This window comes from Embleya scabrispora DSM 41855 (genome assembly GCF_000372745.1).
Taxonomy (GTDB): Bacteria; Actinomycetota; Actinomycetes; order Streptomycetales; family Streptomycetaceae; genus Embleya; species Embleya scabrispora.
On sequence record NZ_KB889683.1, the window covers coordinates 68,653 to 94,487 of the forward strand.

At 70.5% G+C, this 25,835-nt stretch carries 21 protein-coding genes; 12 read left to right on the forward strand and 9 right to left on the reverse strand.

Annotated features, from left to right (window positions below; genetic code table 11):
- Positions 1-114 precede the first annotated feature (114 nt).
- Complete coding sequence (locus tag A3IC_RS0130830) at positions 115-1,893, forward strand: CDGSH iron-sulfur domain-containing protein (protein ID WP_020553940.1); 1,779 nt, start codon at positions 115-117, stop codon at positions 1,891-1,893.
- Between the two features lie 202 nt (positions 1,894-2,095).
- Positions 2,096-2,971: an SAM-dependent methyltransferase gene (locus tag A3IC_RS65480; protein ID WP_020553941.1), complete on the forward strand. Its 876-nt coding sequence runs from the start codon at positions 2,096-2,098 to the stop codon at positions 2,969-2,971.
- Positions 2,972-3,041: 70 nt separating this feature from the next.
- Here A3IC_RS65480 and A3IC_RS0130840 read toward each other — a convergent pair whose 3' ends face one another.
- Together A3IC_RS0130840 and A3IC_RS0130845 are read right to left on the reverse strand one after the other, a co-directional pair.
- Positions 3,042-4,385 (reverse strand): lysine N(6)-hydroxylase/L-ornithine N(5)-oxygenase family protein, encoded by a 1,344-nt coding sequence (locus A3IC_RS0130840; RefSeq protein WP_020553942.1) that lies wholly within the window; start codon positions 4,383-4,385, stop codon positions 3,042-3,044.
- A gap of 583 nt (positions 4,386-4,968) precedes the next feature.
- Entirely contained in the window at positions 4,969-5,661 is a 693-nt protein-coding gene (locus A3IC_RS0130845; protein WP_169400947.1) for an LmbU family transcriptional regulator, read from the reverse strand.
- Between the two features lie 1,312 nt (positions 5,662-6,973).
- Here A3IC_RS0130845 and ddaH point away from each other — a divergent pair.
- The 5 genes from ddaH to A3IC_RS0130880 all read left to right on the forward strand — a co-directional run bounded on the left by ddaH (position 6,974) and on the right by A3IC_RS0130880 (position 12,389).
- Entirely contained in the window at positions 6,974-7,819 is an 846-nt protein-coding gene (gene ddaH / locus A3IC_RS0130860; RefSeq protein WP_020553946.1) for a dimethylargininase, read from the forward strand.
- A gap of 1,152 nt (positions 7,820-8,971) precedes the next feature.
- Positions 8,972-9,970, forward strand: coding sequence for an ATP-binding cassette domain-containing protein (locus A3IC_RS0130865; RefSeq protein WP_020553947.1), 999 nt, complete (start codon positions 8,972-8,974; stop codon positions 9,968-9,970).
- Positions 9,967-10,758: an ABC transporter permease gene (locus A3IC_RS0130870; protein WP_026218941.1), complete on the forward strand. Its 792-nt coding sequence runs from the start codon at positions 9,967-9,969 to the stop codon at positions 10,756-10,758. Before A3IC_RS0130865 ends, A3IC_RS0130870 begins: the two co-directional genes overlap by 4 nt.
- Before the next feature lie 234 nt (positions 10,759-10,992).
- Positions 10,993-11,553: a sigma-70 family RNA polymerase sigma factor gene (locus tag A3IC_RS0130875; RefSeq protein WP_020553949.1), complete on the forward strand. Its 561-nt coding sequence runs from the start codon at positions 10,993-10,995 to the stop codon at positions 11,551-11,553.
- The gene (locus A3IC_RS0130880) at positions 11,550-12,389 is read left to right on the forward strand and encodes an anti-sigma factor family protein (protein WP_020553950.1); all 840 of its coding nucleotides are present in this window, start codon (positions 11,550-11,552) and stop codon (positions 12,387-12,389) included. Before A3IC_RS0130875 ends, A3IC_RS0130880 begins: the two co-directional genes overlap by 4 nt.
- A 138-nt stretch (positions 12,390-12,527) precedes the next feature.
- Here the strand turns inward: A3IC_RS0130880 and A3IC_RS57440 are convergent, their stop codons facing one another.
- Both A3IC_RS57440 and A3IC_RS0130895 read right to left on the reverse strand, forming a co-directional pair.
- A complete protein-coding gene (locus tag A3IC_RS57440) occupies positions 12,528-13,229 on the reverse strand; it encodes a helix-turn-helix domain-containing protein (RefSeq protein ID WP_158696156.1) in 702 nt (233 codons plus the stop codon).
- Positions 13,230-13,385: 156 nt separating this feature from the next.
- The gene (locus A3IC_RS0130895; RefSeq protein ID WP_205354567.1) at positions 13,386-14,114 is read right to left on the reverse strand and encodes a helix-turn-helix domain-containing protein; all 729 of its coding nucleotides are present in this window, start codon (positions 14,112-14,114) and stop codon (positions 13,386-13,388) included.
- A 177-nt stretch (positions 14,115-14,291) separates the two neighbouring features.
- Between A3IC_RS0130895 and A3IC_RS57445 the strand changes: the two genes are divergently transcribed.
- The 3 genes from A3IC_RS57445 to A3IC_RS0130910 all read left to right on the forward strand — a co-directional run bounded on the left by A3IC_RS57445 (position 14,292) and on the right by A3IC_RS0130910 (position 19,117).
- Positions 14,292-15,587 carry a zinc-binding dehydrogenase gene (locus tag A3IC_RS57445; RefSeq protein WP_020553954.1) on the forward strand — a complete coding sequence of 432 codons (1,296 nt, stop codon included), beginning with the start codon at positions 14,292-14,294 and terminating at the stop codon, positions 15,585-15,587.
- A gap of 57 nt (positions 15,588-15,644) precedes the next feature.
- Complete coding sequence (locus A3IC_RS57450; protein WP_052173886.1) at positions 15,645-17,099, forward strand: APC family permease; 1,455 nt, start codon at positions 15,645-15,647, stop codon at positions 17,097-17,099.
- A gap of 290 nt (positions 17,100-17,389) precedes the next feature.
- Positions 17,390-19,117, forward strand: coding sequence for a Cys-Gln thioester bond-forming surface protein (locus A3IC_RS0130910; protein WP_020553956.1), 1,728 nt, complete (start codon positions 17,390-17,392; stop codon positions 19,115-19,117).
- 301 nt (positions 19,118-19,418) lie between these two features.
- On the opposite strand, the gene A3IC_RS0130915 is transcribed toward A3IC_RS0130910, so the two are convergent.
- Positions 19,419-20,162 carry an SDR family oxidoreductase gene (locus tag A3IC_RS0130915; RefSeq protein ID WP_026218942.1) on the reverse strand — a complete coding sequence of 248 codons (744 nt, stop codon included), beginning with the start codon at positions 20,160-20,162 and terminating at the stop codon, positions 19,419-19,421.
- A gap of 127 nt (positions 20,163-20,289) precedes the next feature.
- On the opposite strand from A3IC_RS0130915, the gene A3IC_RS0130920 reads away from it, so the two are divergent.
- Both A3IC_RS0130920 and A3IC_RS0130925 read left to right on the forward strand, forming a co-directional pair.
- Complete coding sequence (locus tag A3IC_RS0130920; protein WP_020553958.1) at positions 20,290-20,910, forward strand: TetR/AcrR family transcriptional regulator; 621 nt, start codon at positions 20,290-20,292, stop codon at positions 20,908-20,910.
- Positions 20,911-21,127: 217 nt separating this feature from the next.
- A complete protein-coding gene (locus A3IC_RS0130925; RefSeq protein ID WP_026218943.1) occupies positions 21,128-21,523 on the forward strand; it encodes a RidA family protein in 396 nt (131 codons plus the stop codon).
- Between the two features lie 136 nt (positions 21,524-21,659).
- Here the strand turns inward: A3IC_RS0130925 and A3IC_RS0130930 are convergent, their stop codons facing one another.
- From A3IC_RS0130930 to A3IC_RS0130945, 4 genes are all read right to left on the reverse strand, one after another.
- A complete protein-coding gene (locus A3IC_RS0130930) occupies positions 21,660-22,511 on the reverse strand; it encodes a fumarylacetoacetate hydrolase family protein (protein ID WP_020553960.1) in 852 nt (283 codons plus the stop codon).
- Positions 22,512-22,582: 71 nt separating this feature from the next.
- A complete protein-coding gene (locus A3IC_RS0130935) occupies positions 22,583-23,644 on the reverse strand; it encodes a hydroxyacid dehydrogenase (RefSeq protein WP_026218944.1) in 1,062 nt (353 codons plus the stop codon).
- Entirely contained in the window at positions 23,628-24,620 is a 993-nt protein-coding gene (locus tag A3IC_RS0130940) for a dihydrodipicolinate synthase family protein (RefSeq protein WP_158696157.1), read from the reverse strand. Before A3IC_RS0130940 ends, A3IC_RS0130935 begins: the two co-directional genes overlap by 17 nt.
- Before the next feature lie 150 nt (positions 24,621-24,770).
- A complete protein-coding gene (locus A3IC_RS0130945) occupies positions 24,771-25,832 on the reverse strand; it encodes an NAD-dependent epimerase/dehydratase family protein (protein WP_020553963.1) in 1,062 nt (353 codons plus the stop codon).
- Positions 25,833-25,835: the final 3 nt, after the last annotated feature.

Sequence of the window (25,835 nt, forward strand, 5' to 3'; positions counted from 1 at the left end):
AATACACTCCTGTATTGTATTGAATCAGCACCGCACCGAGACAGGGGTAGCGAGCGTGACCATCGTGTTCAACCGTCCCATCATCGCGTCGAGCCGACCCACCGGTTGCACGTCATGACCGGCGCGCCGATCGAGGTCCGCCTGCGGACGCTGCTGACCCGGGCCCGCGTTCTCGACCACGAACTGACCGGCCGGATGACCGACGCGGACGCGGCCGAGCCGCTGCGCGACACGGTGATCCGACCGTTGACCGAGGCGCTGGTCGCGCTCGGCGGCGACCCCGAGGGCCCGGAGCCGGCCGACTCCACCGGTGCCGATCGGGATCCGGCGACCACAGTCCGTGAACTCGCCGCGGACCTCACCCGGTTGCGCACCGAGGTCGCCGGCGAACCGCCGCCGACCCTGCCCGAGGCCGCGGCGGCCCTGCAACACCTGGCCTGGCTGTTCGCCGAGGACGACCCGAGCCGGGCCGCGCTGGTCGCCGAATTCGCGGCGATCCAGGCCGAGTTGCCCACCCGCATCCAGGTCGCTCCCAACGGCCCGTACCTGGTCACCAACGCGACCCACGTCACCGATCGGCTCGGCGAGCCGATCCCGGTGTTGCCGCAGACCGCGCTGTGCCGGTGCGGCGAGTCCGCCACCAAGCCGCTGTGCGACGGCAGCCACGCCCGGATCGGCTTCAGCGGCGCCAAGGATCCCGCCCGGGTGCCGGACGAACGGCACAGCCATCCCGGCGACCCGGTCGTGGTGACCGACAACCGCGGCCTGTGCGCACACTCGGGCCTGTGCACCGACCGGCTGTCCGCGGTCTTCCGGCAGAAGGAAGAGCCGTTCGTGGCGCCGTCCGGCGGCCGGATGGACGAGATCGTCCGGACCGTGCGTGCCTGTCCGTCCGGAGCCCTGGACTATCTGCTCGACGGACGGCAACCACCGCCGCAGCAGCGCGAACCGGCGATCGAGGTGTCGCTGGACGGCCCCTACCGGGTGACCGGCGGGATCCCGCTGGTGGGCGCCGACGGCGAGCCGGAGCCGCGCGGTCCGGGCGCGCCGACCGAGCACTACAGCCTGTGCCGGTGCGGCCATTCGCGGAACAAGCCGTTCTGTAGCGGCATGCACTGGTACGTCACCTTCGCCGATCCGCCGCTCTCCGCCGAGCCCACGCTCTACGAATGGGCCGGCGGACTGCCCGCGCTGACCCGGATGACGCACATCTTCTACGACAAGTACGTCCCGCAAGACCCGCTGTTGGCACCGCTGTTCGCCCGGATGGCACCCGATCACCCGGAGCGGGTGGCGGCCTGGCTGGTCGAGACGTTCGGCGGACCCAAGCTGTACTCCGAGCGCTACGGCGGCTACGACCACATGGTCGGCGAGCACGCCGGCAAGGCGCTCAAGGAGGAATGGCGGGCCCGCTGGGCCCAGTTGATCAGCCTCGCCGCCGACGACGCGGGCCTGCCCACCGACGCCGAGTTCCGTGCCGCGTTCGCCGGCTACGTCGAGTGGGGCTCGCGGATCGCGGTGGAGAACTCGCAGCCCGGCGCCCGGCCGCCGGCCCACATGCCGGTACCCCGCTGGTGGTGGGTCTGCGGCGCCACCCCCGGCGCCCGGGTGTCCGCCCTTGCCCCGCCACCGGACGAGGAAACGACGGACATGCCGTTGCCGGTCGCGGACGAGGCGATCGGTTTCGCCGAGCACATCAAGCCGCTGTTCCGGGAGATGGACCGCAAGTCGATGAGTTTCATGTTCGACCTGTGGTCGCACGCCGACGTCAGCGCGCATGCCGAGGCGATCCTGGCCCGCCTGCGCCAGGGCAGCATGCCATGTGACGGCGCCTGGCCGGCCGACCGGGTGGACGCGTTCGCCCGCTGGGTCGACGAAGGCGCGCCCGAGTAGTTCCTCGGGCACTCGCCGGCGGTCCGCGCCACGGGGGCCGACCGCCGGCACCGACCCACCCACCGGCGCGATCCGGTTGGTTGCCCGGCGACTTCGGGTGTGTACCGATTCCTCGACAGCCCCCTCGGCGCGAACTCAAACCGCGAATGCCCGCAGTACGCTCGGCGAACGTAGGGAATCGGTTGTGCGGAGGCTTGCGAACGTGACATCCATACCGGCGGGGGACGCGGGAGAGGGCAACGAGAAGGCCTGGCGGTTGCCTCGCCTCGACGAGGTCGAAAGCCGGCTGCCCGCCCGGATCGACACGAGCATTCCGCACACCGCCCGGATCTACGACTATCTGCTGGGCGGCAAGAACAACTTCGCGGTCGACCGCGCGACGGCCGACGCCATCGTCGCCGCCATCCCCGACCTGCCGGTCACCCTCCAGCTCAATCGGCTCTTCCTGCGCCGCGCCGTGCGCTACGCCGCGCGCCGGGGCATCCGCCAGTTCCTGGACATCGGCACCGGCATCCCCACCTCGGGCAACACGCACGAGGTGGCACACGAGATCGCCCCGGACGCCCGGGTGGCGTACGTGGACAACGATCCGATCGTGTTGGTGCACGGGCGGGCACTGATGACGGACGCCGGACCCGGCCGAACCACCTTCACCCAGGCCGATCTGCGCTCCCCCGAGGACATCCTGTCCGCGCCCGAGGTGCTGGAGGTGATCGACTTCGGCGAGCCCGTCGCGCTGATGCTCGTCGCGATACTGCACTTCATCCGGGACGACGAGAAGCCGCACGAGATCGTCGCCCGACTCCGCGAGGCGCTGCCGGCGGGCAGCATGCTGCTGCTCTCGCACGCGTCCTTCGACGCCAACCCGCACCAGGGCCGCAAGGGCGCCGACGGATGGAAGAACGCCTCCGCCGAGATGACCATGCGCGGCCACGACGAGATCCTGTCGATGTTCGCCGGCTTCGACCTGGTCGACCCGGGTCTGCGTACCCACTGGAACCCGGACGCGGAGCCGGAACACCCGCTGGACACGGTCGAGAACGTCTGGGGTTACGGCGCGGTCGGCATCAAGCACTGACCGTCGGCCCGCGGACTCGGGTACGGCCCGTCGGGGGTGCCGACGGGCCGTGGGCCCCGAGTGGAGGGGATCACCCGGTCTCGGCGGCGACCACCCGGCGAAGCGGCGGTTCGGCCGCCGGCTCGGCACGCCGGCCGATGATGGATTCGGCGATCTCGCCGCTGCGGACGGCCAGGTTCGACAACAGCGACGAGGTCAGGCCGTGGGTGTGCTCGGTGCCGCCCTGAAGGTAGATGCCGCAGCCCACCTCGGGAGTGGTGAGCAACCGGTAGTCGCGGGCGACCCGATGCCGGCCCATCTCGTCACGCAGGCAGTACCGGTCGAGGTCGCCGAGCAGCGCGGTCGGCTCCATCGCGTCGTACCCGGTGGCGAACACGATCGCGTCCACGTCCAGTTCCGGCGTCTCGTCGGTCGACGACAGCAGTGACACCCGCGTCTCGTCACCGGCCCGCTTGACCCGGGCGACCCGGGTCAGGTTGAGGAAGTGCAACCGGCCGAGGCCGCGCACCTCTTCGTCGTACGAGCGCCGGTACAGGTCCCGGATCACCTCGTCGTCGACCACCGAGTAGTTGGTGTTGCGGTGGTAGCGCCAGAACGCCTCTCGGGAACGATCCGTGCCGAAGTAGTAGGTGTCCACCGCGCCCGGGTCGAAGACCTGGTTCGCGAAGGGAGTGTCGTCGGCCACGCAGTAGCCGTAGGACGGGATGATCGAATAGACCTGCGCGTGCGGCAGTTCGTCGTGGAAGTAGCGGGTGATCTCGGCCGCGCTCTGGCCCGCGCCGACCACCGCCACGGTCTTCAGTTCGGACGGGTTCATCCGGCCGTACTTGTCCAGGAACTCCGAGCTGTGCCAGACACGTTCGTCGCGCTGCACGCCCTCGGGCATGCGCGGCACCAGGCCGGTGGAGATGGCCACGTTGCGCGCGAACACCACCCGGGTCGCGGAGCCGCTGCGGACCTCCAGTTCCACGTACGCCTCGGCCGCCGCCTCGGTCGCCGCCGGCAACCGGATCCCGGTGACCTCGGTGCCGTAGCGGACCCGGTCGGTGAAGCCGGCCGCCGCCCATTCCAGGTACTGGTGGAATTCCTGGCGGGTCGGAAAGAAGTCCTGGTTGTTGACGAACCGCGTCAGCCGGCCCGACGCGTGCAGATACGATACGAAGCCGAATCGCGACACCGGATTGCGAAACGTGGCCAGGTCCTTCATGAAGGAAATCTGCATGGTCGTCGCGGGCAACAGCATATTGCGATGCCATCCGAACGAGGGCTGCCGCTCGAAGAACATCGCCGACGGCTGCGATCGGCGGCCCGGGCCCTCGGATCCGTATTCGTCCAACGCAATGGCCAGCGACAGATTGGACGGGCCGAAACCGATGCCCACCACGTCGTAGATCTCGCGTGCAAAAGTGCCCATAGAAAACTCTCCCGCTAGCGTGGCGGCGACAGGGACTTCCGTATCTTCGACGGGTCGGTCACGGAAAGCACATGGAGGACCCTGGTCGGGGATTCACGATAAACACCGTCCGACGTGCCCATGCTCCCGTATCTCTCGACCGGCCGTCCAGGAGAAAGACATTCGATATCGCGCCGGGAGGGCACCGCAACTTCAACGTAGAGGGGCCGAGTAAACCTTTCAAGGGCTCGGCCCTTAATACGGTGGCATACGCCGTCCCGCCGACAGGACAACGCTCCGACCGGGCCGCCGACTCACTCGTGCCGGCGCACCGAGGCGTTGGCTCCTCCGGTGCGTCCGTAGTGCGCGTGGTCGTCACGGCATCGGATTACCGAAAGGCGAGTTCCGGATTATTGTTCCCACCCGGTATCGCGAACGGGGCGGCTTCCGGCCGGCTCGGTCGATCCGTGGTAATCCATTGGCACTCCTGAAGCGCCGAAGGGGCCCGCGCTCGCGAGCACGGGCCCCCGGGATCGTGGCCCGTCGAGCCGCCCCGGGCGGTTCGCCTGCCTCGATCACCCCGTGTTACCTCGATCGGCCGCCCTCAGGCGCCGACGGCCGCCGGCACCTCGACGTCCTCCAGAACCCGCTCGGCGGCGTTGTCCAGCGTCGCGAGCACCCACTGCTCGAAGTCGATCCCCGATTGCTCCGCGGCCTTGTGCCACCACTGGATACGATCACCCGGCACCGCGAGGCGACGGGTCGCCTCGGCCTGCCGGGCATCCTGCCCTTCCGCCGCCGCCCGGACGTCGCGGATGGCGTTGCGCAACTGCTTGGTGGTCCAGCTCATCTCTTCGGCGCGGTCCAGCCACAGTTCCTGTTCAGCGACGGGCAGCGAGGCCAACTCCGCATGATGTTGGAAACTCAGTGCCGATCGCCGGCGATTGAACTCGAAACGCCGTGAGACCCATGCATAATTCCTTAACGTCTGGTAGCTTAACCCAGCCGCGCGTATCCCACGCTGGTACAGGTCGGTATAGTGGTCTTTCCCGTATACCAACCAGTCGCCGAGCCACCACGACGAGGAATCCAGTATTCCAGATAGTTTGCGGCCGGCCTGCTCCCAGTCCTCGAAGGTCATATCGGCAGGTATTTGCAAACCCACTTTTGTCGTGAGCAACCGGCCGTGATGCGGATGGTCCCCGACAGCTCTTCGGGGTCGGGGAACGCCCCCGGGGCCCGAGTGGAGCTGTGCCTCTCTCCCGATTTCATGACTTCTGGTTTGATTCGCCACCATGCCTCCATGTGAGTGCACGTCGTTGCGCAGGTTGCCGCTCTTGCGCAGCTCGTTGCCACGGGGAGTCCGCCTCGGGCGGTATATCAGACATATCCGATATGCATTCAGCCGACCGCCGACCCCACCGGCGCGATCGGGCACGACTGCCGCCCTTCGATCGCTACCGGCCGGTTGGTCGACGGCCCGGGCTCCACCTGCGTACGACCGTGCCGCGCGATCTTCGAGACCGCGCGGTCGGAAATGGTCGACATGTGTACGAATGCGTGCATCAACGACTCGCCCCGTTCGCCTCTTCACAGATCCCCGTTGGCGTTGCGGCTACCGGCGTCACGCCCTGCCGGCACCTGAAGATCCACATTCAATGTGGGTTCTCTTCGACGGCCAACCCGAGTAGATCCCAGCAACTCCCGGAAATCAAGGAACCGACCGCCGGTTGTTTCGGAGAGATACCGACCGCACGTGCTCGGTAGTCGATCTCCTCATTCCGTATCCGGCCAAAAAGGATTCGCCCAACCGGATTGTCTCGACGCGCGGCTATGGCGAACGGACCGACCCGGTTCGCGGGGCGGTCACTATAGAGGTACGTTCCTGCTGCGGCTCGGGGATCCGGTCGTCTTGACGCCTTCCTAACGGCCCCGCCGGGTAAGCGTCATCGCACATTCACAAGCGGGTCGTATCCGGAATGACTTCGTCCACTCGAACGCTTTTCCGGGCGGTCCGTTCGGGTGTGGATCGCGCCCGTCGAACGATCGGATCCGGCCGGCCGGGTGCGGCGCCAGTCGGGCCGGACCCTCGCCGTCCGCGGCGGTGGACAGCGCGCGGGTGAGCCACCCCGGTTCCCGGGTGATCTTGTCGACGGCAGCCACCGGTACCTCGGGCGACATCGGCCGGCCCGCGCACATCGGCGGCGCCGCGGGAGCGCTCGGCCCGTGCGCGGGCCGCCGGCCCTCCGCCTCGCCCGGACCGCCGAAGGTTCGCGCTTCGGTTTGTCGACATACGGCGCGAGATACGGCGCGAGTTCCATTCGCCGTGCTCGACAGGCGACGGCTCCCGGGAGCACGCATGGCATATCGCCCGGTGGAATTACCCGAATCGACCTCGGCGAAATCGTGGATATCCATCGACCACGGTTGTCCCGTCAACGGGACGAGTGCGACCCGCACCTCGTGCTAGCTTCGGCCCGCGGCGATCCCGCTCTTTTCCGGCATGCCCCGCATCGGGCACACGTCGTGTTTCCATCCGGTCGAACTCACCGTTTCGCATCGGCATTGATTTCGCCCCGGACACAATCACGGAGAACAAGGGAATCAAGGTGACCCAGACAAACATCGAACAGACCTCGAACGACAACCGCACCGCTCGGCCGCGGCGTTTCCTGATGTGCCGGCCGACCTACTTCGACGTCACCTATTCGATCAATCCGTGGATGGACCCGAGCGTGCCCACCTCGGCGGACACCGGGCTGGCCCAGTGGAAGGGGCTGCACGACGCCTACGTGGCGCTCGGGCACGACGTGGCGTTGATCGAACCGGTGCCCGGTCTTCCCGACATGGTGTTCGCCGCCAACGGTGCGACCGTCGTGGACGGCAAGGTGCTCGTCGCACGGTTTCGTCACGGCCAGCGCGCCGACGAGTCGCGCGCCTACCTCGACTGGTTCCGTGCCGGCGGGTGGTCCGAGGTGCGTCAGGCCGAGAGCTTCAACGAGGGCGAGGGCGACTTCCTCTACGTGGGCGGCGAGCTCCTGGCCGGCTGCGGCTTCCGCAGCGACGTGCGCGCGCACCACGAGGCACGGGAGTTCTTCGGCATCCCGGTGCTCAGCCTGACGCTGGTCGACCCCAGGTTCTACCACCTGGACACCGCGCTCTCGGTGCTCGGTCCCGACGAGGTCATGTACTACCCGCAGGCGTTCTCCCCCGACAGCAGGTGTCGACTGGCCGAGCGCTTTCCCGATGCGATCCTGGCGGACGAGGCCACCGCCGCCGCGTTCGGGCTCAACGCGCTCTCCGACGGCCGACACGTGCTGCTGCCGGAGCGAGCGGTCGAACTCGTCGGGCCGCGGCTGCGCGAGCGCGGCTACGTCCCGATCGGGATCGACCTGACCGAGTTGCTCAAGGCCGGCGGCAACGCCAAGTGCTGCACGCTCGAACTGCGCGGCTGATCGGCCCCGATGCGGGCGGGCGGGCGGCTCGTCGAGGCCGAGTCCCGTCGACGGGACACCCTCCGGTGGCACCGGAGCCGACGGCTCGTCCGCCCGGTTCGAGGTCCGGCGCGAATTCCCGGGCGGGCCCGCCTTCCCTTCCTCGCGCAAACACCGAGAATTCCCCGAGGGCGAAAGCGTTCGCGACCGACGCGCCCTTATCCCGCGCCCGTTCACCGATTCCGGGCGAGGGTATGCTCGGGCCCGGTCGAAAACGGGTGCCGGCATGCGGTCCGGGAACTCGATCAGGATCCGGATCCGGTCCGTGGCAGGATCGACAGAATTCCCGGATCGATGCCCGGGCCAAGCCCACCCTCGGATCCCACTCATCGACCGGCGTCGGGAACAGCCCGCTCGCGCCATTCCCCATCCGACGGCCTGTTCATCTTTCAACCGGTCGGTCATCGAGGAATCGCCCGGGAGGTATCGGCGGCCGGGAAATCGGCCGGAATTCCGGGTGACCCGAAGTGCCCGACCGGCGCAGGGTTCGCCACGGCGTGCGCACAGTGGCGAGCGCGCGAAGCGCTCGGCCGACCCGCGTCGCCGCCGACCTGCGCACGACGTGGCTCCTCGCCCCAAGCGGGCGGAGATCACGTGGCATCACTTGGCGCCATGCAGTACTGCCTGGCGCCATCCTATGTCATCCGAAGCCATTTTCAGCCTCCCGAAAACCCATGAGCACGTATGGCGCCACCATCATTCAAGCCTTCTCCTTGCCGTTTCCGCAGGTCAGAGTGGTCATTACGGAGCCCGCTCCAGCCACGGCGCCATCCAGGCTTGCACATGCCGCCATCATGGTGCCATGCTGGCGCTATGAACCTCACGCCGTGCGCCGACCGTCCCCACCGCAAACAGGCATCGGCTCGGTCGACGTACGACTGGGCGTGTTCGACCCCGACGTCGTGGTGACGCCGCCCGTCGACGGCGGTGTCGCCGAGCACCCGGACCCGCCCGTCGAGCCGCTCGAGAACGCGGCCGCGGGCGGCCGCGGCGAGGGGTGGCGGCACCCGGCACGGCAGCGCCGACGTCCGCCGCGCCGAGGCCGACCCCGGAAAGGCCGGCCCCGACTCACGCATTTCCCCAGCCACCTCAGCCTTCGAGCGGGAGGGTCCCATGCCTTCTTCTGACATCCCCACATCCAGGCCGGGGAACGGCCGTCCGTCGCCGGCGGCCATCGCCACCGTCGGTCTGCGCAAGTCGTACGGCGACAAGACCGTCCTCGACGGCATCGACCTGCACATCCCGGCCGGGTCCGTGTTCGCACTGCTCGGGCCGAACGGCGCCGGCAAGACCACCGCCGTCAAGATCCTGTCCACGCTCATCACCGCCGACGGCGGCCAGTCGCAGGTCGCGGGCCACGACATCGCCACGTCACCGGACAAGGTGCGCGCCGCGATCGGCGTCACCGGGCAGTTCTCGGCCGTCGACGGGCTGATCACCGGCGAGGAGAACATGCTCCTCATGGCGGATCTGCACCACCTGTCCAAGCGCGAAGGACGGCGGGTGAGCGCCGAGTTGCTGGAGCGATTCGACCTCGTCGACGCCGCCGGAAAGCCCGCGCAGAGCTACTCCGGTGGCATGAAGCGGCGCCTGGACATCGCCATGACCCTGGTGGGCAACCCGCGGATCATCTTCCTGGACGAGCCGACCACCGGTCTCGACCCGCGCAGCCGGCACAACATGTGGGGGATCATCCGCGAGCTCGTCTCCGACGGCGTCACCGTCTTCCTCACCACCCAGTACCTGGATGAGGCCGACGAGCTCGCCGACCGCATCGCCGTGCTCGACAACGGCAAGATCGCGGCCGAGGGGACCGCCGACGAGCTGAAGCGGCTCATCCCCGGCGGACACGTGCGACTCCGCTTCTCGGACCCGGCCGCGTACCGGTCCGCCGCCTCCGCGCTGCACGACGTCGCCCGGGACGACGAGGCGCTGACGCTGCAGATCCCCAGCGACGGGAGCCAGCGCGAGCTGCGCTTCATCCTCGATCGGCTGGACTCGGCCGGCATCGAGGCGGACGAGCTGACCGTGCACACCCCCGACCTCGACGATGTGTTCTTCGCCCTGACCAGCGGCAGCAGCAGCGCCCAGCCCAAGGAGGCCGTCCGATGAGCTCCCTCGCCCTCGCCGTGCGCGACTCGTCCACGATGCTGCGGCGCAACCTGTTGCACGCGCGTCGCTACCCGTCCCTCACGCTGAACCTGCTGCTCACGCCGATCATGCTGCTGCTGCTCTTCGTCTACATCTTCGGCGACGCGATGAGCGCCGGAATCGGGGGCGGCGGGGCGGACCGGTCCGATTACGTCGCGTATCTCGTCCCGGGCGTCCTGATGATGACGATCGGCGGCACCACGATCGGCAGCGCGGTGTCCGTCGCCACGGACATGAACGAGGGCATCATCGCCCGCTTCCGGACGATGGCGATCCATCGCGGGTCGGTGCTCATCGGGCACGTCGTCGGCTGTGTGCTGCAGTGCCTGTTGAGCGTGATCCTCGTCGGGGTCATCGCGCTGGCCATCGGGTTCCGGTCCACGGATGCCACCGTCCTGGAGTGGATCGCGGCGTTCGGGCTGCTCGTGCTGTTCTCCCTGGCGCTCACCTGGATCGCGGTCGGAATGGGCCTGATCAGCCCGAACGCCGAGGCGGCCAGCAACAACGCGCTGCCGCTGATCTTCCTGCCGCTGATCTCCACCACCTTCGTCCCGCTCGACGCGATGCCGGGGTGGTTCCAGCCGATCGCCGAGTACCAGCCGTTCACCCCGGCCATCGAGACCCTGCGCGGCCTGCTCCTCGGCACCGAGATCGGCCACAACGGGTGGCTCGCCGTCGCCTGGTGTCTGGCGCTGACCGTGCTGGGCTACTTCTGGTCGAAGGCGTCGTTCAACCGCGACCCGCGGTAGGCGACATGAGCGCGGGCCGCTTCGCGCAACCCCCTCCGTCCCAGGGCGGCGTGCTCCGACACCGCGTCGGCGTCCGCCGCCCGTCGGCGTTCTCCGCCTTCCGCGCGGCGCCGGCCCGGGCGATGGCGCACGCCGGGTTGCCGGTCCGGGCCGATCCGAGGGCATGCGGCCCCCTAGGGTGTTGCCTGTTCCGGGATACGGATCTCGGCTACGGGATGAGGAGGCGGGTCGGGAATGTCCGATGTGGACGTACCGGGATCGAGCCCGCCGGGTTCCGACCCGCCGGGCTCCGATGAGGAGACCAGGTTCGTCACGATGCTCTACCGCGAGTACTCGCGACCGTTGCTCGCCGTCGTGTCGCGACTGAACGGCGGCGATCGGCAGCGGGCCGAGGACAGCGTGCAGGAGGTGCTGGTCCGGGCCTGGCGCAATCGCGCGAAGCTCGATCCCGCCGCGCCGCTGCTGCCCTGGCTGGTCACCGTCGCCCGCAGGCTGGTCATCGACGAACAGCGGGCCCGCGCGGCCCGCCCACCGGAGGTGGGCGACGAGCCGTTGGCCACGCTGCCCACCGGCGACGAGGTCGACAGGCTGCTGCGCGCGGTGGTGGTCGGCGACGCGCTGGACGCCCTCTCCACATCACACCGGGAAATTTTGATCGAAACCTTCTTCCGCGACCGTACTGTCAATCAGGCGGCCGACGTACTCGGCATCCCGGCGGGTACGGCGAAGTCACGCGTGTACTACGCGCTGCGCGCCCTGCGGATCGTCCTGGAGGAGAGGGGGGTGTCGGCATGAGCATCCAACCCGAACACGCGGATATCGCCGCATATGCCCTCGGCCTGCTGGAGCCGGCGGACCGGGACGCGTTCGAGGAGCACCTGGCCACGTGTGACCGGTGTCTCGACGAGCTGGCCGATTTCTCCGGCATGGCCACGCTGCTGACCGAGCTGCGCGACGAGGGTGTGTACGAACTGCCGGAGCCGTCGGCTTCGGCCCCGTCGCCGGCCGAAGGGGCGCGGGTGCCCGGACCGACCCCGACTTCGGTGCCGGAGCCGATCGAGACGCCGCGGACGATGTCGCCCGCACCACCGCTGCCGACACCGGCCGCCGCGTCGGGACCCGTGGACGAGCTCGGCGCACGGCGGGTCGCCCGGCGCCGGTCTCGGCCGGCGCTCCTGGTCGCCGCGTGCGTCGCGCTGCTCGTGATCGGCCTGGGCGCGGGTGTGCTCGCCGGCCGGACCTGGTTCAAGGAGGACTCGTCCACGGCCGCGCAGAACGTGCCCGCGGACCCGATGGCGGCCATCGCCAGGAACGGTACGACCGTCCAGGCCACCGATCCGCGCACCGGCGCGGCCGCCCGGATCGCGCTGGAGAGCAAGGCCTGGGGTACCAATCTCGCGCTCGAACTGCGCAACGTGCGCGGCCCGTTGCGGTGCTCGCTGGTCGCGGTCGGCAAGGACGGCAAGGAGCAGCAGATCTCCGGCTGGACGGTTCCGCCGAAGGGCTACGGCGTACCGGGTTCGGAGGCGCCGCTGGTCGTCCAGACCGGCACCTGGACGCCCAAGGACCAACTCGCCCGCTTCGAAGTGCGCCTCGCCGACGGCGGGACGTTGGTCGGCGTGCCCGTATAGGCGGCTCGGCTCGAACAGGCAGCGGCTCGAAGCGGCTCGAAAGGGCTCGACGGGGCTCGAAGGGGCTCGAACAAAATGCGGTCCTGCCGTTCCGTCGGATCCGACGGAACGGCAGGACCGTTCGTTTCCTGGGGTCGGTTACGCGAAACGTCCTTGCAGCAGCCACACGCCCGGTGCGCCCGGGTCCGCCACCGGGTCGCCGAGCAGGCCCCAGAACCGCTCGACCACCGCGGCCCGCGGCACGTCGGCCGCATCCATGCCTTCCGGGAAGACCGAGCTCAGCACTTCGAGCACCTCGCCGATGCGCTTGCGGCGCATCCCGATCAGCCGGGTGATGTCCGGCAGTTGGGTCTTCCAGCGACCCACCACGGCCTCGGCGAGCAGGTTTTCCAGTTCCGGGCCCACGCCCGACACCTCGGCCAGGTCACGCATCGACAGGCCCAGCGCGCGGACCAGGAAGCCGGTCCGCTCCTCGTCGGCCCGCCACTTGTTCGCGCGTTCGAGTCGCGCGTAGCCGACCTCCTTCATCCGTACCCGGTTGGCGAGTTCGGCGCGGGTGAGGCCGGCGGCGATTCGGTGGTCCTGGAGATTGGTCGGTCGGCCGCCCATGAGTTGGCTCACGGGGACGACCAAGGACTTGGCGAGGGCGAGCAGTTCGGCTTCGTTCGGGCGTTCCGTACCGGCTTCCCACTGGGCCACGGTCGACGGCAGCACCCGCAGCTCGTACGAAGCCAATGTCGCGGCCACACGCTCGCAGGTTAGCGCCATCACCCCCCGGGCGGAGGCGGCTGCGGACGGCGAGAACGCCGGTCGGACATCGAGGTCATTGGGGTCGGTCACGCGGCAAGCATAGAAAGCCCCGGCGGCGGTGTGGCGCCGACGTCGATGTGGACGCGACGAACCGACCCGCTGCGCGGCGGACATCGGGCCGCCACCCGGTCCGTACCGGGCCCGCACTCGATCGCCCCCGGTCGGCAATCGGTCGGCAACCGGTGATTACCGGTTCGGCCGCAGCTTCGTCACGTGGCGCGGCAGGGCCGGCGCGATCGACCACAACACCTCGGCCTCGATCTCGCCCGGATTCGTCCATCCGTGTTCAAGTCGCGCGGAGAACGTGGTCGAGTCGCCCGCGCCCAGGTGTCGTACGGCGCCGTCGACGGTCAGTTCGAGGCTGCCGCGGACCATGTACGCGAACACGGTCTCGGCCTCCAGCGCGTACGCGCCGCCCGAGCCGCCGCCCGGGCTCAGCACGGTGCGCATCACCTGGACGTGCGTCTCGTCCGCCGGCGTCAGCAGGAATTCCTCGATCCCGATGCCGCCCATCTCCAGCGGCGCGCCGATGCCGCTGCGCACCACATCCTGGTCGGGATAGTCGAACAGGGCCGCGATGCTGGTGCCGACCGCGTCGCAGATGCGCAGCAGGGTCGGCACGGACACCGACGCCTTGCCCCGCTCGGCCAGGCTCAGGAAGCCCTTGGTCACCCCGGCGGCGCCGGCCACCTGAACCAGGGTCAGCCCCTGCGCCTGGCGCAGTTCGCGCAGGCGCGGGCCGACCCGGGACATCCGACTGGAGGTGTCCCTGGACGCGACGTCCCCGGGCGCGGGTTCGGCGCCGGTCCCGCCTCCGGCTCGGGCCTCCGGCTCGGCCTCGACTGCGGGTTCCGGCTCGGCGCCGGAAGGTTCGCTGGGGTCTTCGCCGGGTGCTTCTCCGGTATGTGCTGGCACGCGCGACACGGTACCCGCCCTCCCGCCGTTTCAGCGCACCGTTCCGGAGCCGCGGGGCGGTCCGTAAAGGTTCGGATTCACCCCGCTCGGGGGTCTTTACGCCACGAGTTTACTCCTGTAAAACCTTGACGAAAGTTTAGCTCCACTAAACGCAACCTCGTCCAGCCAGGAGCAGCCATGAGCCCCATCCCCTCGCCGGCATCCGCCGACCGCATCCGCGGCGTGGTCCTGCGCCCCGGCAACGACCTCGCCATGACCGACCTCGTACTGGCCCCACCCGGCTCCGGCGAGGTCGAGGTCGCGGTGGTCGCGGCCGGCGTGTGCCACTCGGACCTGCACGTGGTGCGCGGCGAATGGGACGTGCCGATGCCGGTCGTGCTGGGCCACGAGGGCTCCGGCGTGGTGACCGCGCTCGGCCCGGACACCGGTGACTCGGGCCTGGCCGTCGGCGACCACGTGGTGCTGTCCTGGGTACCGGCGTGCGGCACCTGCCGCTATTGCCTCGCCGGCCGCCCCGCCGCCTGCTCGCTGGTCGCCGAGGTGGTCGCGCCCAAGGGTGTGCTGTACGACGGCACCAGCCGGCTCAGCTCCGCCGACGGCGAGCAACTGCACCACTACCTGGGCGTGTCCTCGTTCGCCGACCGCGTGGTGGTCCCGGTCTCCGGCGCGATCAAGGTGCGCAAGGACGCGCCGCTGGACGCGCTGGCCCTGGTCGGCTGTGCGATCGCCACCGGCGTGGGTGCGGTACGCAACACCGCGGGGGTGGAGGCCGGCGCGACGGTCGCGGTGATCGGCTGCGGCGGCGTGGGACTGTCCTGCGTCCAAGGCGCCCGGCTGTCCGGCGCGGGCCGGATCGTCGCGGTGGACGTGGTCGCGGACAAGCTCGACCTGGCCCGCACGCTGGGCGCCACGGACACCATCGACGCGAGCGCGGTCGACCCGGTGGCGGCGCTGCGCACGTTGGTCCCCGAGGGCCTGGACTACGTGTTCGACGCGATCGGCAAGATCGCCACCACCGAGCAGGCCATCGCCGCTCTCGGCCAGGGCGGCGCGGCGGTGATCGTCGGCCTCCCGCCGACCGGCAGCACCGCCCGCTTCGACCCGCTCGCGTTGGCCGAGGCCGATCAGCGCATCCTCGGCTCGAACTACGGCTCGGTGGTCGCCCATCGCGACATCCCGATCCTGGTCGACCTGGTGGTCGGCGGCTTCCTGGACGTCGAGTCGATGATCTCGGCCCGGCGCCCGCTGGAGGAGGCCGGGGACGCCCTCGCCGAACTGAACGAGGGCCGCGCACTGCGGCAGTTGCTGATCACCGGCTACCGGCCGGCGCCGTACGACCCGGCCGAGGCCGGCGTGGCCGGCTCCGACTCGGCCGCCTACGAGGCGTACACGGCGTACGTCGCACCTCGCTCCGCCTCCGGTTCGACCACACACACCCCGTCCGGGTACGACCCCACCAAGCGCGAGGGCTGACCGATGACTACTCTCACCCCAGGCAATTCGGCCGGAAAGTCCGGAAAGGCAGCACCCGTGCCCACATCCGCAGCCTCGCCCCCGTCCTTCGGCGCCCACTCCGGCGTGTCCGACGACGGCCTGGCCCGGCGCAGTGTGACCACCTTCGAGGTGGGCGCGCAGAGCGTGGCCAACGTCGCGCCCAGCGCGGTGATCGCGTTCGCGCCCGCGAGCATGGCCGCGTCCGCGGGCAACGGCGCGTGGTTCTCGTTCTTCCTGGCCATGGCCGCGGTGCTGGCGATCGCGTACTGCATCTGCGTGTTCGCCCGCCGCCGAGCCGGCACCGGCTCGCTGTACGCGTTCACCCGGCTCTCGCTCGGGCCGTCCGGCGCGTTCGTGACCGGCTGGGCGCTGCTGATCGGCGCGGTGTGCATCGGCTCGGGCTCACTCGCGGGCGCCGGCTACTACACGGGCCGCGCGCTGGACGGGATCGGCGTGGGCGCCTTCACCGGGGTGGCCGGCCAGGTGCTGCTCGACGTGCTGCTGGCCGCCATCGCGGTCCGGTTGACCATCGCGAGCGTGCGTACCGCGGCGCGGGTGGCGGCGACGTTGGAGGTGATCTCGATCGTGCTGATCGTGGTCGTGCTCCTGGCGGTGTTCTTCAAGAGCGGCAACGACCTGTTCGACACCGACCAGCTCACCCTGAGCGGCAGCACCGTGGACGGCATCGTGTTCGCGGTCGTGCTGGGCGTGCTCGGCTTCGTCGGTTTCGAGGGCGCGGCCTCGCTGGGGGCGGAGGCGACCGATCCGTACAAGGCGATCCCGCGCGCGGTGATGGGCAGCGCGCTGCTGGCCGGGCTGCTGTACATGTTCGCCGCCTATGCCCAGGTGGTCGGCTTCGGCGGCCCCGACGGCCTGGTGGCCAGTGCCGACCCGATGGACGAGTTGGCCGAACTCTCCGGCCTGGGCTTCCTGAAGTTCTTCCTGCACGCCGGATTCGCGGCCTCGTTCCTGGCGGTGGTGATGGCCTGCGTCACGGTCGCGGCCCGGCTGCTATTCGGCATGGCCAGGGAGGGCGTGGTGCCGGCCCGCCTCGGTCGGGCGCACCCGACCCACAAGACCCCGTCGGCCGCGATTTGGGTCGTCACACCATTCGTGGCGATCCCGACGGTGGCGGTCGTACTGGCCGGCACCGACGGCCTGGACGCGACCACGTACATCGACACGATCGGCGTCTTCGGCTACATGCTGTCGTACGTGCTGGTCTGTCTGGCCGCGCCGCTGTTCGTCCGCAGGACGGGCGCCCGGGCCCTGCTGCTCGCCTGGGTCCTGGGCCTGATCGGCGCGGCGGCGATGGTCTATGTCTTCTACCGCAACCTGTGGCCCGTCCCGGAGTCGCCGCTCAACGTGTTGCCGTACGTCTTCGTCGGCGCCCTGGTGGTGGGCATCGCCGGCTACGCGGTCCTGCGCGCCCGTGACCCGGAACGCGCCGCCCGCGCGGGCACGTTCGCCGACGACGCGGCCCAGGGCTGAACCGAACCGCCTCGGCCGCCGCCTCCCCCTCGCGGAGGACGGCGGCCGAGGTGTGTCACCCGAGCGTCGGGAGCCGGGCATCGACGCGGGAACGCCTGAATTACCGGCAATAATGCGATATGATATCGAGTGGTTTCGAGGGCATGGCGATTTTGTGGCCGGATTCTCCACCGGTGAATTGACTAACCATCGCAATGCCACGATTCTTGCGTTCGGCGGCCCAGGGGTGGGGATCCCGGTGACAGACCCGGGCAGCGGGGGCCGCCTTTTCGCAAGGAGTCCTTTCTTTCATGTTCACGACTCAGCGGGGTATATCCCGCGCGGCATCGGCGTGTGCCGTCACCGGTCTGGCCGCGGTCGCCGTCATCGGGTTCTCGCCCGTCGCATACGCCGACGGCGCCGCCCTCCAGTTCCGTGGTCACGTGAAGCACACGGAGGGCGAGGTCGCCCTGTCGGGCTTCCTCTGGAAGCAGCAGACCGAGCTGATGGTTTTGAGCGCCCAGAAGGCCGGCGCGCCCGAGGTCCTGGTGTACTGCATCGACTTGGAGACCACCGTCCGCGAGGGGGTCGACTACCGCGAGGGCGCCTGGGCCGACTCGTGGCTCAAGGACACCGCCAAGGTCGCGAAGATCAACTGGGTGCTGAACCACTCGTACCCCAAGATCAACGACCTCGACGCGCTGGCCAAGGCCGCGGGCGTGTCGGACAAGAAGGGGAAGCTCGACGCGCAGGAGGCCGTCGCGGCGACCCAGGCGGCGATCTGGCACTACAGCAACGGCGTCAACGCGTCCGAATCGCGCAACGACAAGGACGTCGTGGCGCTGTACAAGTACCTCACCGGCGAGGCCAACAAGGGTGAGGCCAGTGAGCCCGGCGCCTCCCTGGAGCTCTCCCCCACCACCACCAGCGGCAAGGACGGCGACACTCCCGGCGTCGGTCCGGTCACCGTCAAGACCACCTCGACCGAGCCGGTCGCGGTCAAGCTCGACGGCACCGTCCCCACCGGCGTCTCGCTGGTCGGCAAGGACGGCAACCCGGTCGGCACCGCGGCCGACGGCACCGAGCTGTACGTGAAGGTGCCCAAGAGCCAGAACCCGGGCGAGGCCAGGATCTCGGCCTCGACCAAGGCCGGCGTCAACATCGGCCGGGTCTTCCTGGCCAAGGACCGCAAGCACTCGCAGACCCTGATCACGGCGGGTTCGCAGCCGTTCTCGGTCGCCGCCTCGGCCCAGGTCAAGTGGAGCCACCAGCCCGTTCCGGTCCCCTCGTCGGCGTACAAGGAGGACTGCGTCCAGGGCGGTGTCACCGTCACGCTGAAGAACACCGGTGACGGACCGGCCGACTTCAAGCTCAACGGCACCAAGGTGAGCGTGCCGCCGAACTCGACCAAGACCCAGTTCGTCAAGGTCGCCGAGGACACGAACTACACCGTCACCGTGACCGGCCCGGCCGGCTTCTCGCAGACCTACACGGGCACGCTCGACTGCGTCGAGACCCCGACGGTCCCGCCGACGACCACGCCGCCGACCAGCGCGCCCGCGACGACGCCGCCGCCGGTGAACACCACGCCGCCCACCACGTCGAAGCCGCCGACCAGCACGGCCCCTCCCGGTCCGGGCACCTCGGCGCCGGCCACGTCCGCCCCGGCCACGTCCTCCGCCCCGGCCACGTCTTCGGCACCGGCCACCCCTTCGGCTCCGGCGACCTCCGCGGGGCCCGGCACCACGTCCGCCCCGGCCACCACGGCGGCACCGGCCACCAGCGCGAAGCCGTCCGGCAGCGCGGAGCCCACGGGTAGCGAGGGGCCGACCAAGCCGATCGTCGAGCCGGGTACGGACAACCCGGCGGTCGAGGTGCCGTGGCTCCCGGTCGCCCCGGCCGGCAACGGCAAGGACCTCGCCAACACCGGTGGCGACAACTCCACCGTGGTCATGATCACCGGCGCGGCCGCCGCGCTGCTCGCCGCCGGCGCAGGCGCGATCCACCTCAACCGCCGCCGTGGCCGCCACCAGGTCTGAGCACCCGCGACACCCGAGCACCCGCGACACCGCTGAACCGGGTCGGGCCACCACCTGATCCGAGCCGACGACAAGGGCCCCGCCGACACACGGCGGGGCCCTTGTCGTTTTCACCCGCGAATCCCATGCGTATTCCCACGAATGCAATCCGTGTTTTGTCGACAGCACGATTCATTTCCCTGCACACATACCAAACCGGCTCGACAATTCGAATGAGCGGGATTGGGACATGGGTGTGACAATTCTTCGCGGTGCTTGCCGTATTCTCCGGCGGCTCGGGCGCGACCGTTGCGACTCCGGGTCAGCGGCCCGTCGGGAGGTTGGCGCCGCCGGTGCAGTCGATCACCGTGCCGGTCATGAAGCCGTTGCCGACGAACAGGCGGATCACGTCCGCGACTTCGTCGGCACGGCCGACCCGGCCGACCGGGGTGGCGGCGCCGATGCCGGTGAACAGCTCGGCGCGCGCCTCGGTCGGTATCGAGTCCCACCACGGGGTGTCGATCACGCCGGGCGAGACCGCGTTGACCCGGATCGGCGCGAGTTCGACCGCGAGCGGCGGCACCATCGCCTGCAACGCCCCGTTGATCGCGGCCAGTCCGGCCGTGCCGGGGAAGGCCGCCCGAGCGGAGGCCGCGGTCACGAACGTCACCGAGGCGTGCGCCGAGAGTCGGGGCAGCGCCGCTTGCAGGGTGCGCACGAACGGCCAGAATTTGCCCGCGAATCCGGCGGCGAGCCGATCCGGGTCCAGGCTCGCGATCGGGCCGCTGCCGGACGCACCACTCAGCGCCAGGACGAGATGGTCGATCGGCGCGTTCGAGGCCGCGAAGAACTCGGCCACCGCGTCCGCGTCCGTGGCGTCCAGCGCATGACCGGTGGTCTTGCCGCCGATCCGCTCGACCGCCGCGTCGAGCCGGGCACGATCGCGGCCGGTGATCACCACCTCCGCCCCATCGGCGGCGACGAGCGCGGCGGTCGCCTCGCCGATTCCGGAGCTGCCGCCCATGACGACGACGTACCGACCTTGCAGTGAACGGGACACGGACATGAGTGCCTTGCCTTCTCGTCGTGGGGTCGTGCGATCCGCGGCGGCCGGCTCGCGACTTGCCGAGACCATCAGTCTCGATAAAGCATTGCCGAGACCATCGGTCTCGTCAAGGGCATATGCTGGCCCGATGAACCGCGACGACCCCGACGACGACTCCCCGCGCCGCGCACACACGGGCCGGCGCCGCAACGAGGACGCCCGACGCGCGATCCTGGACGCCGTCCTGGTCCTGCTCGCCGAATCCGGCGGTGCGCCGGTGACGATCGACACCATCGCCCGCGCCGCCGGCGTCGGAAAGCAGACCATCTACCGCTGGTGGCCCTCGAAGGGCGCGGTCCTGCTGGAGGCACTGACCGGCCTGGCCGGTGACGTCGTGTCACCTCCCGAGGCCGACACCCTGCGCGCCGACCTGTCCTCCTTCGTGGCCGCCACGTTCCGCGGCGCGCGGGCCGAATCGACCGCGTCGGTGTTGCGCTCACTGGTCCGCGAGGCGGCGCGCGATCCGCACGCGGCCGACCTGGTCCGCACGTTCACCGCGTCCCGCCGCGACGCGCTGCGAGCCCTGCTCACCCGCCATCCGAACGAACTCGCGCCGGGCGCCGACCTCGACCTGATCGTGGATCAGCTCTACGGGTTGTTCTGGTACCGCTTCCTGCTGGAGCACCGGCCGCTCTCCGGCGAGGCCGCCACCGCCCTCGCCGAGGCCCTCGCCGGCCAGGCCGGCACGCCGCCGAGCGGACCCCGGTAGGTCGGTGTGGTCCGGTCCGGGCCGACCGGACCACACGCACACGCCCCAGGCCCGGGCGCGAAGCGGCACCCGAGCGGGCCGTGGTCGTGGTGTCGGTCGTCGGCACGTCGTCTCCCGTCCGCCGCACCGGCGTACTCGACGGTCACCGGCATCGGGAATGATCAGGCGCGCCGACGACCTGTACTCGACGACCGTTCGCTTCGGAGGGACCCAGACCATGTCGCACCGCATCATCAACCCCGACGGCCTGCACGACCCGGTGCACTTCGGCTACAGCCACGTCGCCGTGGCGTCCGGGGAACTCGTGTTCGTCGCGGGACAGTACGCGTCGGACGCCGACGGCCATGTGACCACCGACGACTTCGCCGAGCAGGTCGAGGAGTCGTTCGACAACCTGCGCATCGCGCTCGCCGCCGTCGGCCTGGACCTGAGCCACATCGTGCAGCTGCGCACCCACATCGTCGACCACGACTCGGACAAGCTGGCCATTCTCGGCAAGGCGATCGGCGCGATCTGGGGCGACGTGCCGCCGACCCAGACGCTCAGCGGCGTCGCGTCCCTGGCCCTGCCGGAAATGTTGTTCGAGGTCGACGCCGTCGCGGTACGCCCCTGACCCGCGCACCCGACGCCCCGAAGCGCGGGCCGGGCGATCGCGCCGGCCGGCGCGGGTGCCCACGCAAAGATGCCGTGACCGGTGCGACTTCCCGGTCACGGCATCCAAGGGCCACCCGGCGGCGGCCGCGGACCCGTCAGGCCTGTACCAGGTGCGACCGCTGCCGCCCCAGCCGATCGATCTCCAGTTCCATCACGTCGCCCTCCGCCAGGTACGGGAAGCGCCCGGACAGGGCAACCCCCTGCGGCGTCCCGGTGTTGACGATGTCGCCGGGTTCCAGCACCAGGTATTGCGACAGGTGGTGGATCAAATACGCCACGCCGAAGATCATGTCGGCGGTCGTCGAGTCCTGCCGGCTCTCCCCGTCGACCCACGAGCGCAGCCCGAGCGTCTGCGGGTCGCTGACCTCGTCGGTGGTCACCAACCACGGGCCCAGCGGGTTGAACGTCTCGCAGTTCTTGCCCTTGGACCACTGGCCGCCGGACTGCTCCAGCTGGAAAGCCCGTTCGGACACGTCGTTGCTGATCGTGTAGCCCGCGACGTGGGCCAACGCGTCCTTGGGCGAGGCGAGGTAGCGGGCCCGGCGGCCGATCACGACGGCGAGCTCGACCTCCCAGTCGGTCTTGACCGCACCGCGCGGGATCAGCACGTCGTCGTACGGCCCGACCACGGTGTGCGGCGCCTTGTAGAACAGGATCGGCGTGCTCGGCGGCTCGGCGCCGGATTCGGCCGCGTGTGCCGCGTAGTTCTGACCGATGCACAGGATCGCGCCGGGCCTGGCCACCGGTGCGCCGACGCGCAGGCCCGCGATGTCGATCTCCGGCAGGAGGCCCGCCGCCGCGGCCTCGCGGACCCGCTCGACGCCGTCCGAGGCGAAGAAGGCTGCGTCGAGGTCGGCGGTGAGCCGGCTCAGGTCGAAGTGGCGGCCGTCGGCGGCGAACAGTACGGGGCGTTCGTTGCCGGGTTCGCCTACGCGCATCAGGCGCACGGTGATCTCTCCAGGTACGTGAGGGGTGTCGGGGGTGTCGGTGGTGTGATCGGGACAGTGCAAAGGGAGGTTCAGCCGACCCGGGTGAGCGCGTCGGGGCCGACCTCGTGGTCCAGCGGACGGCCCGTCAGGTAGCGCTCCACCTCGTCGAGGACGATGTCGCCTTGACGACGGCGACACTCGACCGTACCGGCGGCCCGATGCGGCGTCAGCAGCACGTTCGGCAATGCCCGGAACGCATGCCCCACGGGCAGCGGCTCGTCGTCGAACACGTCCAGTGCGGCGTCGATCCGTCCGGTGGTCAACTCCGCGAGCAGCGCCCGCTCGTCGACCAGCCACGAGCGTGCGGTGTTCACCAGGCCCGCGCCGTCCGCGAGCAGGGCCAGTTCGCGGGCCCCGATCAGGTGCCGCGTGGCCGGCAGCGAAGGCGCGTGCAGCGCGACGATCCGAGCGCTCGTCAGGAGTTGGTCCAGTCCGACGAGTTCGACCCCGAGTTCGGCCGCGTCGGCGGCGCCGAGGGTGGGATCGGTGACCTGCACCCGGGCACCGAGGGCCCGGACCACCTCGATGTACGCCCGCCCGGTCCGCGACGCGCCGATCACGCCGATCCGGGCACCGAGCACCTCGTGCCGGGCGGGCGCGACCGAGGCCGCCGCCCAGTCGCGTCCGCCGCGCAACGCGTGATCGTAGCGATGAGTCCGGTGCAACAGCGCGAGTGTGAAGGCCAATGCGACCTCGGCCACCGAGCGGGCCATGCCCTGCCCGGCCTGGGTCACCCGCACCCCGCGCGCGAACGCGTCGGCACCCACGTACGGGGTGATCGCCGCGCCGGTATGGGCCAGCAGCCCGACCCGGGGCGCCGCCGCGAGCAACTCGCCGGTCAGCCGCGGCATTCCCCACGACGACACGACCACGTCCGCACCCGCGAAGGCCGCCCGCAGCGCGGCGACATCGGCAGGATCATCCACCGGCACGACGTCGGCCACGGCCCGCAGCCGCTCGGCCACACCACCCGGCCCGGCCGGATCGTCCACACCGAAGAACTCCGCGCGCAGCCCGGGCGGGACGGCCAGCGCGACCACGGCGCGACCGTGCCGCCCGGCGGCCGACACCGGACTAGGCGAGCCAGGCATCGAGGTGCTCCGCCACGAACGCGTCGTCCGTCAACCACGGATACGCCGCGGCCACCCGCTCGATCTCCCGGGCCTGTCCCGGCGACAACGTCTCCGCCGGGTCCAGGCACCAGGTCCCGGCCAGCAGCCCCTGCCGGCGCAGCACCTCGTGCACGCCCGCGATGCAGCCGCGGAAGCCGCCGCGCACGTCGAAGACCGCCGAGTTCGCGTCGGTCAACTCCGGTGCCTGTCCCAGTAGTTCGACCATGGTGCGGTGGTCGCCGGCGCGGGCGCGGCGGACCCGGTCGAGCAGGGTGACCGCGGTGGAGGTCCACACCGCCCACTGGCCGAGCAGCCCGCCGGCGAACCAGCGCGGCCGGTCGCCGGCCCGATACGGGGTCAGCAGGTCGGTGATGATCGCGTCGTCGTTGCCGGTGTACAGCGCGACCTCGCCGGCCCGGTCCGCGTCCGCCACCGCCGCGAGCACGTCCGAGGTGCGGTAGCGGTCGAACGGCGCGATCTTGATCGCGGCCACGCTCGGGATGTCGGCGAACGCGCGCCAGAACTCGGGGGTCAGGAACCGGCCGCCCACCGCGTCCTGGAGGTAGAAGCCGATCACCGGCAACACCTCCCCGACCGCACGCGCCCGGTCCAGCAGGCCCTGTTCGTCCGCCCCCGGCACGGCGGGGCTGAGCAGCACCGCGTCGTAGCCGAGCGAGGCGGCCAACTCGGTCTCGGCCACCGCCTGCGCGGTGTACCCACAGGCGCCGGCCACCCGCACCACCGGGCGGCCCGCCTCGCGCGCGACCGTCTCGGCGGCCAGTTCCAACACCGGCCGCAACAGCCCGACCTCGGGCTTGCGGATCTCGAACTGCGTGGTGTGCACGCCGACCGCGAGGCCGCCCGCGCCGGATGCGAGGTAGTAGCGGGTCAGCGCCCGCTGCCGACGCTCGTCGAACCGGCCCTCGACATCGAGCGCGAGCGGATGCGCGGGGATCACGGTGCCTTCGAGCAGCAGCTCGATCGGCGTGGGCGGGGATGCCGCCGCGCCGGTCGGACCGGCCGCGTCGAGCGAGCCGGCCGGATCGACCGGGTCCACCGAGCCGACCGAAGCCGGGGAATCCGTTGCGGAGTTGATCACGATGCCTCAGAACTTTCCGTCGCGGACCTGGAACTTGGTGGCCTTGCCGGACAGCGGATGCCCGCGCCGGATCCAGTCCGCCTGCCAGGCCACGAGTGTGCGCAGGGGGACCTCGGGATAGCCGAACAACTCGTGGCACACACTCGCGTCGGACAACAGCGCGCTGCCCGACTCGGCACCGGTCACGATCGCCTCCCGGCCGAACTCGGCGCCGAACATCGCCGCGAGGCGCCGTACGGACGCGGTCTCGGGGCCGGTCAGGTTCACCGTGAACGGCGTGCCCGCGTGTCCGAGCGCGCGCAGCGCCACCTCGTTGGCGTAACCCTGCCACACCACGTTGGCCTGACCCGTCGTCACATCCACCGGTTCGCCCGCGTGCACCGCCGAGGCGATGTCGGCGAGCACGCCGTAGCGCAGGTCCACCGCGTAGTTGAGCCGGATCAGCGCGACCCGGGTGCCGCGCGTGGTCGCGGCGTGGGTGAACACCCGCTCGCGGCCCAGGCAGGACATCGCGTACTCGCCGACCGGCCCGACCGGGTCGCTCTCCACACTGCCGCCGGAGCCCGCGTCCACCAGCGGATACACATTGCCGGTGGAGAACGCGGCGATCCGCGCGGCCGGGTAGCGGCGGGCGATCCGGTCCGGCAGTGCGGCGTTCACGGCCCACGCGTGCTCGGGCGCGCCGGCCGAGCCGAATTTGGCGCCGACCATGAACACCACGTTGCCCGCGTCCGGCAGTTCGGCCGGGTCGCCGGTCATCAGGTCGAATGCGACGGTTCGCACGCCGTCGGTCTCCAGCGCCTGCGCCGCCGCCGGGTCCGACCAGCGCGAGACCGCGTACACACGCGCGTCGGCGCGCCCTCCCGCGTCCAGCGCGCGGCGGGCCAACCGGCACAGGCTCGGGCCCATCTTGCCGCCCGCGCCGAGCACGACCAGGTCGCCGTCCAGGCCGGACAGGTCTGCGATCAGCCCCGCCGAAGGGGTCGCGAGGAGTTCCTCCAGCGCGGCCTCACCATCGGGGAAGCCGAGTCGCCCGGAGGCACCATCCGCTACAGCTACAGCATTCATGAC

Excerpts from the sequence above, each read along its gene's own strand:
- A3IC_RS0130935 (WP_026218944.1), bottom strand. The coding sequence starts at position 23,644 with ATGCCTGGCTCGCCTAGTCCGGTGTCGGCCGCCGGGCGGCACGGTCGC.
- A3IC_RS0130880 (WP_020553950.1), top strand. The coding sequence starts at position 11,550 with ATGAGCATCCAACCCGAACACGCGGATATCGCCGCATATGCCCTCGGC.
- A3IC_RS0130910 (WP_020553956.1), top strand. The coding sequence starts at position 17,390 with ATGTTCACGACTCAGCGGGGTATATCCCGCGCGGCATCGGCGTGTGCC.
- A3IC_RS0130845 (WP_169400947.1), bottom strand. The coding sequence starts at position 5,661 with ATGGTGGCGAATCAAACCAGAAGTCATGAAATCGGGAGAGAGGCACAG.
- A3IC_RS0130840 (WP_020553942.1), bottom strand. The coding sequence starts at position 4,385 with ATGGGCACTTTTGCACGCGAGATCTACGACGTGGTGGGCATCGGTTTC.
- A3IC_RS0130830 (WP_020553940.1), top strand. The coding sequence starts at position 115 with ATGACCGGCGCGCCGATCGAGGTCCGCCTGCGGACGCTGCTGACCCGG.
- A3IC_RS0130865 (WP_020553947.1), top strand. The coding sequence starts at position 8,972 with ATGCCTTCTTCTGACATCCCCACATCCAGGCCGGGGAACGGCCGTCCG.
- A3IC_RS0130925 (WP_026218943.1), top strand. The coding sequence starts at position 21,128 with ATGTCGCACCGCATCATCAACCCCGACGGCCTGCACGACCCGGTGCAC.
- A3IC_RS0130945 (WP_020553963.1), bottom strand. The coding sequence starts at position 25,832 with ATGAATGCTGTAGCTGTAGCGGATGGTGCCTCCGGGCGACTCGGCTTC.
- A3IC_RS0130920 (WP_020553958.1), top strand. The coding sequence starts at position 20,290 with ATGAACCGCGACGACCCCGACGACGACTCCCCGCGCCGCGCACACACG.
- A3IC_RS57445 (WP_020553954.1), top strand. The coding sequence starts at position 14,292 with ATGAGCCCCATCCCCTCGCCGGCATCCGCCGACCGCATCCGCGGCGTG.
- A3IC_RS0130875 (WP_020553949.1), top strand. The coding sequence starts at position 10,993 with ATGTCCGATGTGGACGTACCGGGATCGAGCCCGCCGGGTTCCGACCCG.
- A3IC_RS0130915 (WP_026218942.1), bottom strand. The coding sequence starts at position 20,162 with ATGTCCGTGTCCCGTTCACTGCAAGGTCGGTACGTCGTCGTCATGGGC.
- A3IC_RS0130870 (WP_026218941.1), top strand. The coding sequence starts at position 9,967 with ATGAGCTCCCTCGCCCTCGCCGTGCGCGACTCGTCCACGATGCTGCGG.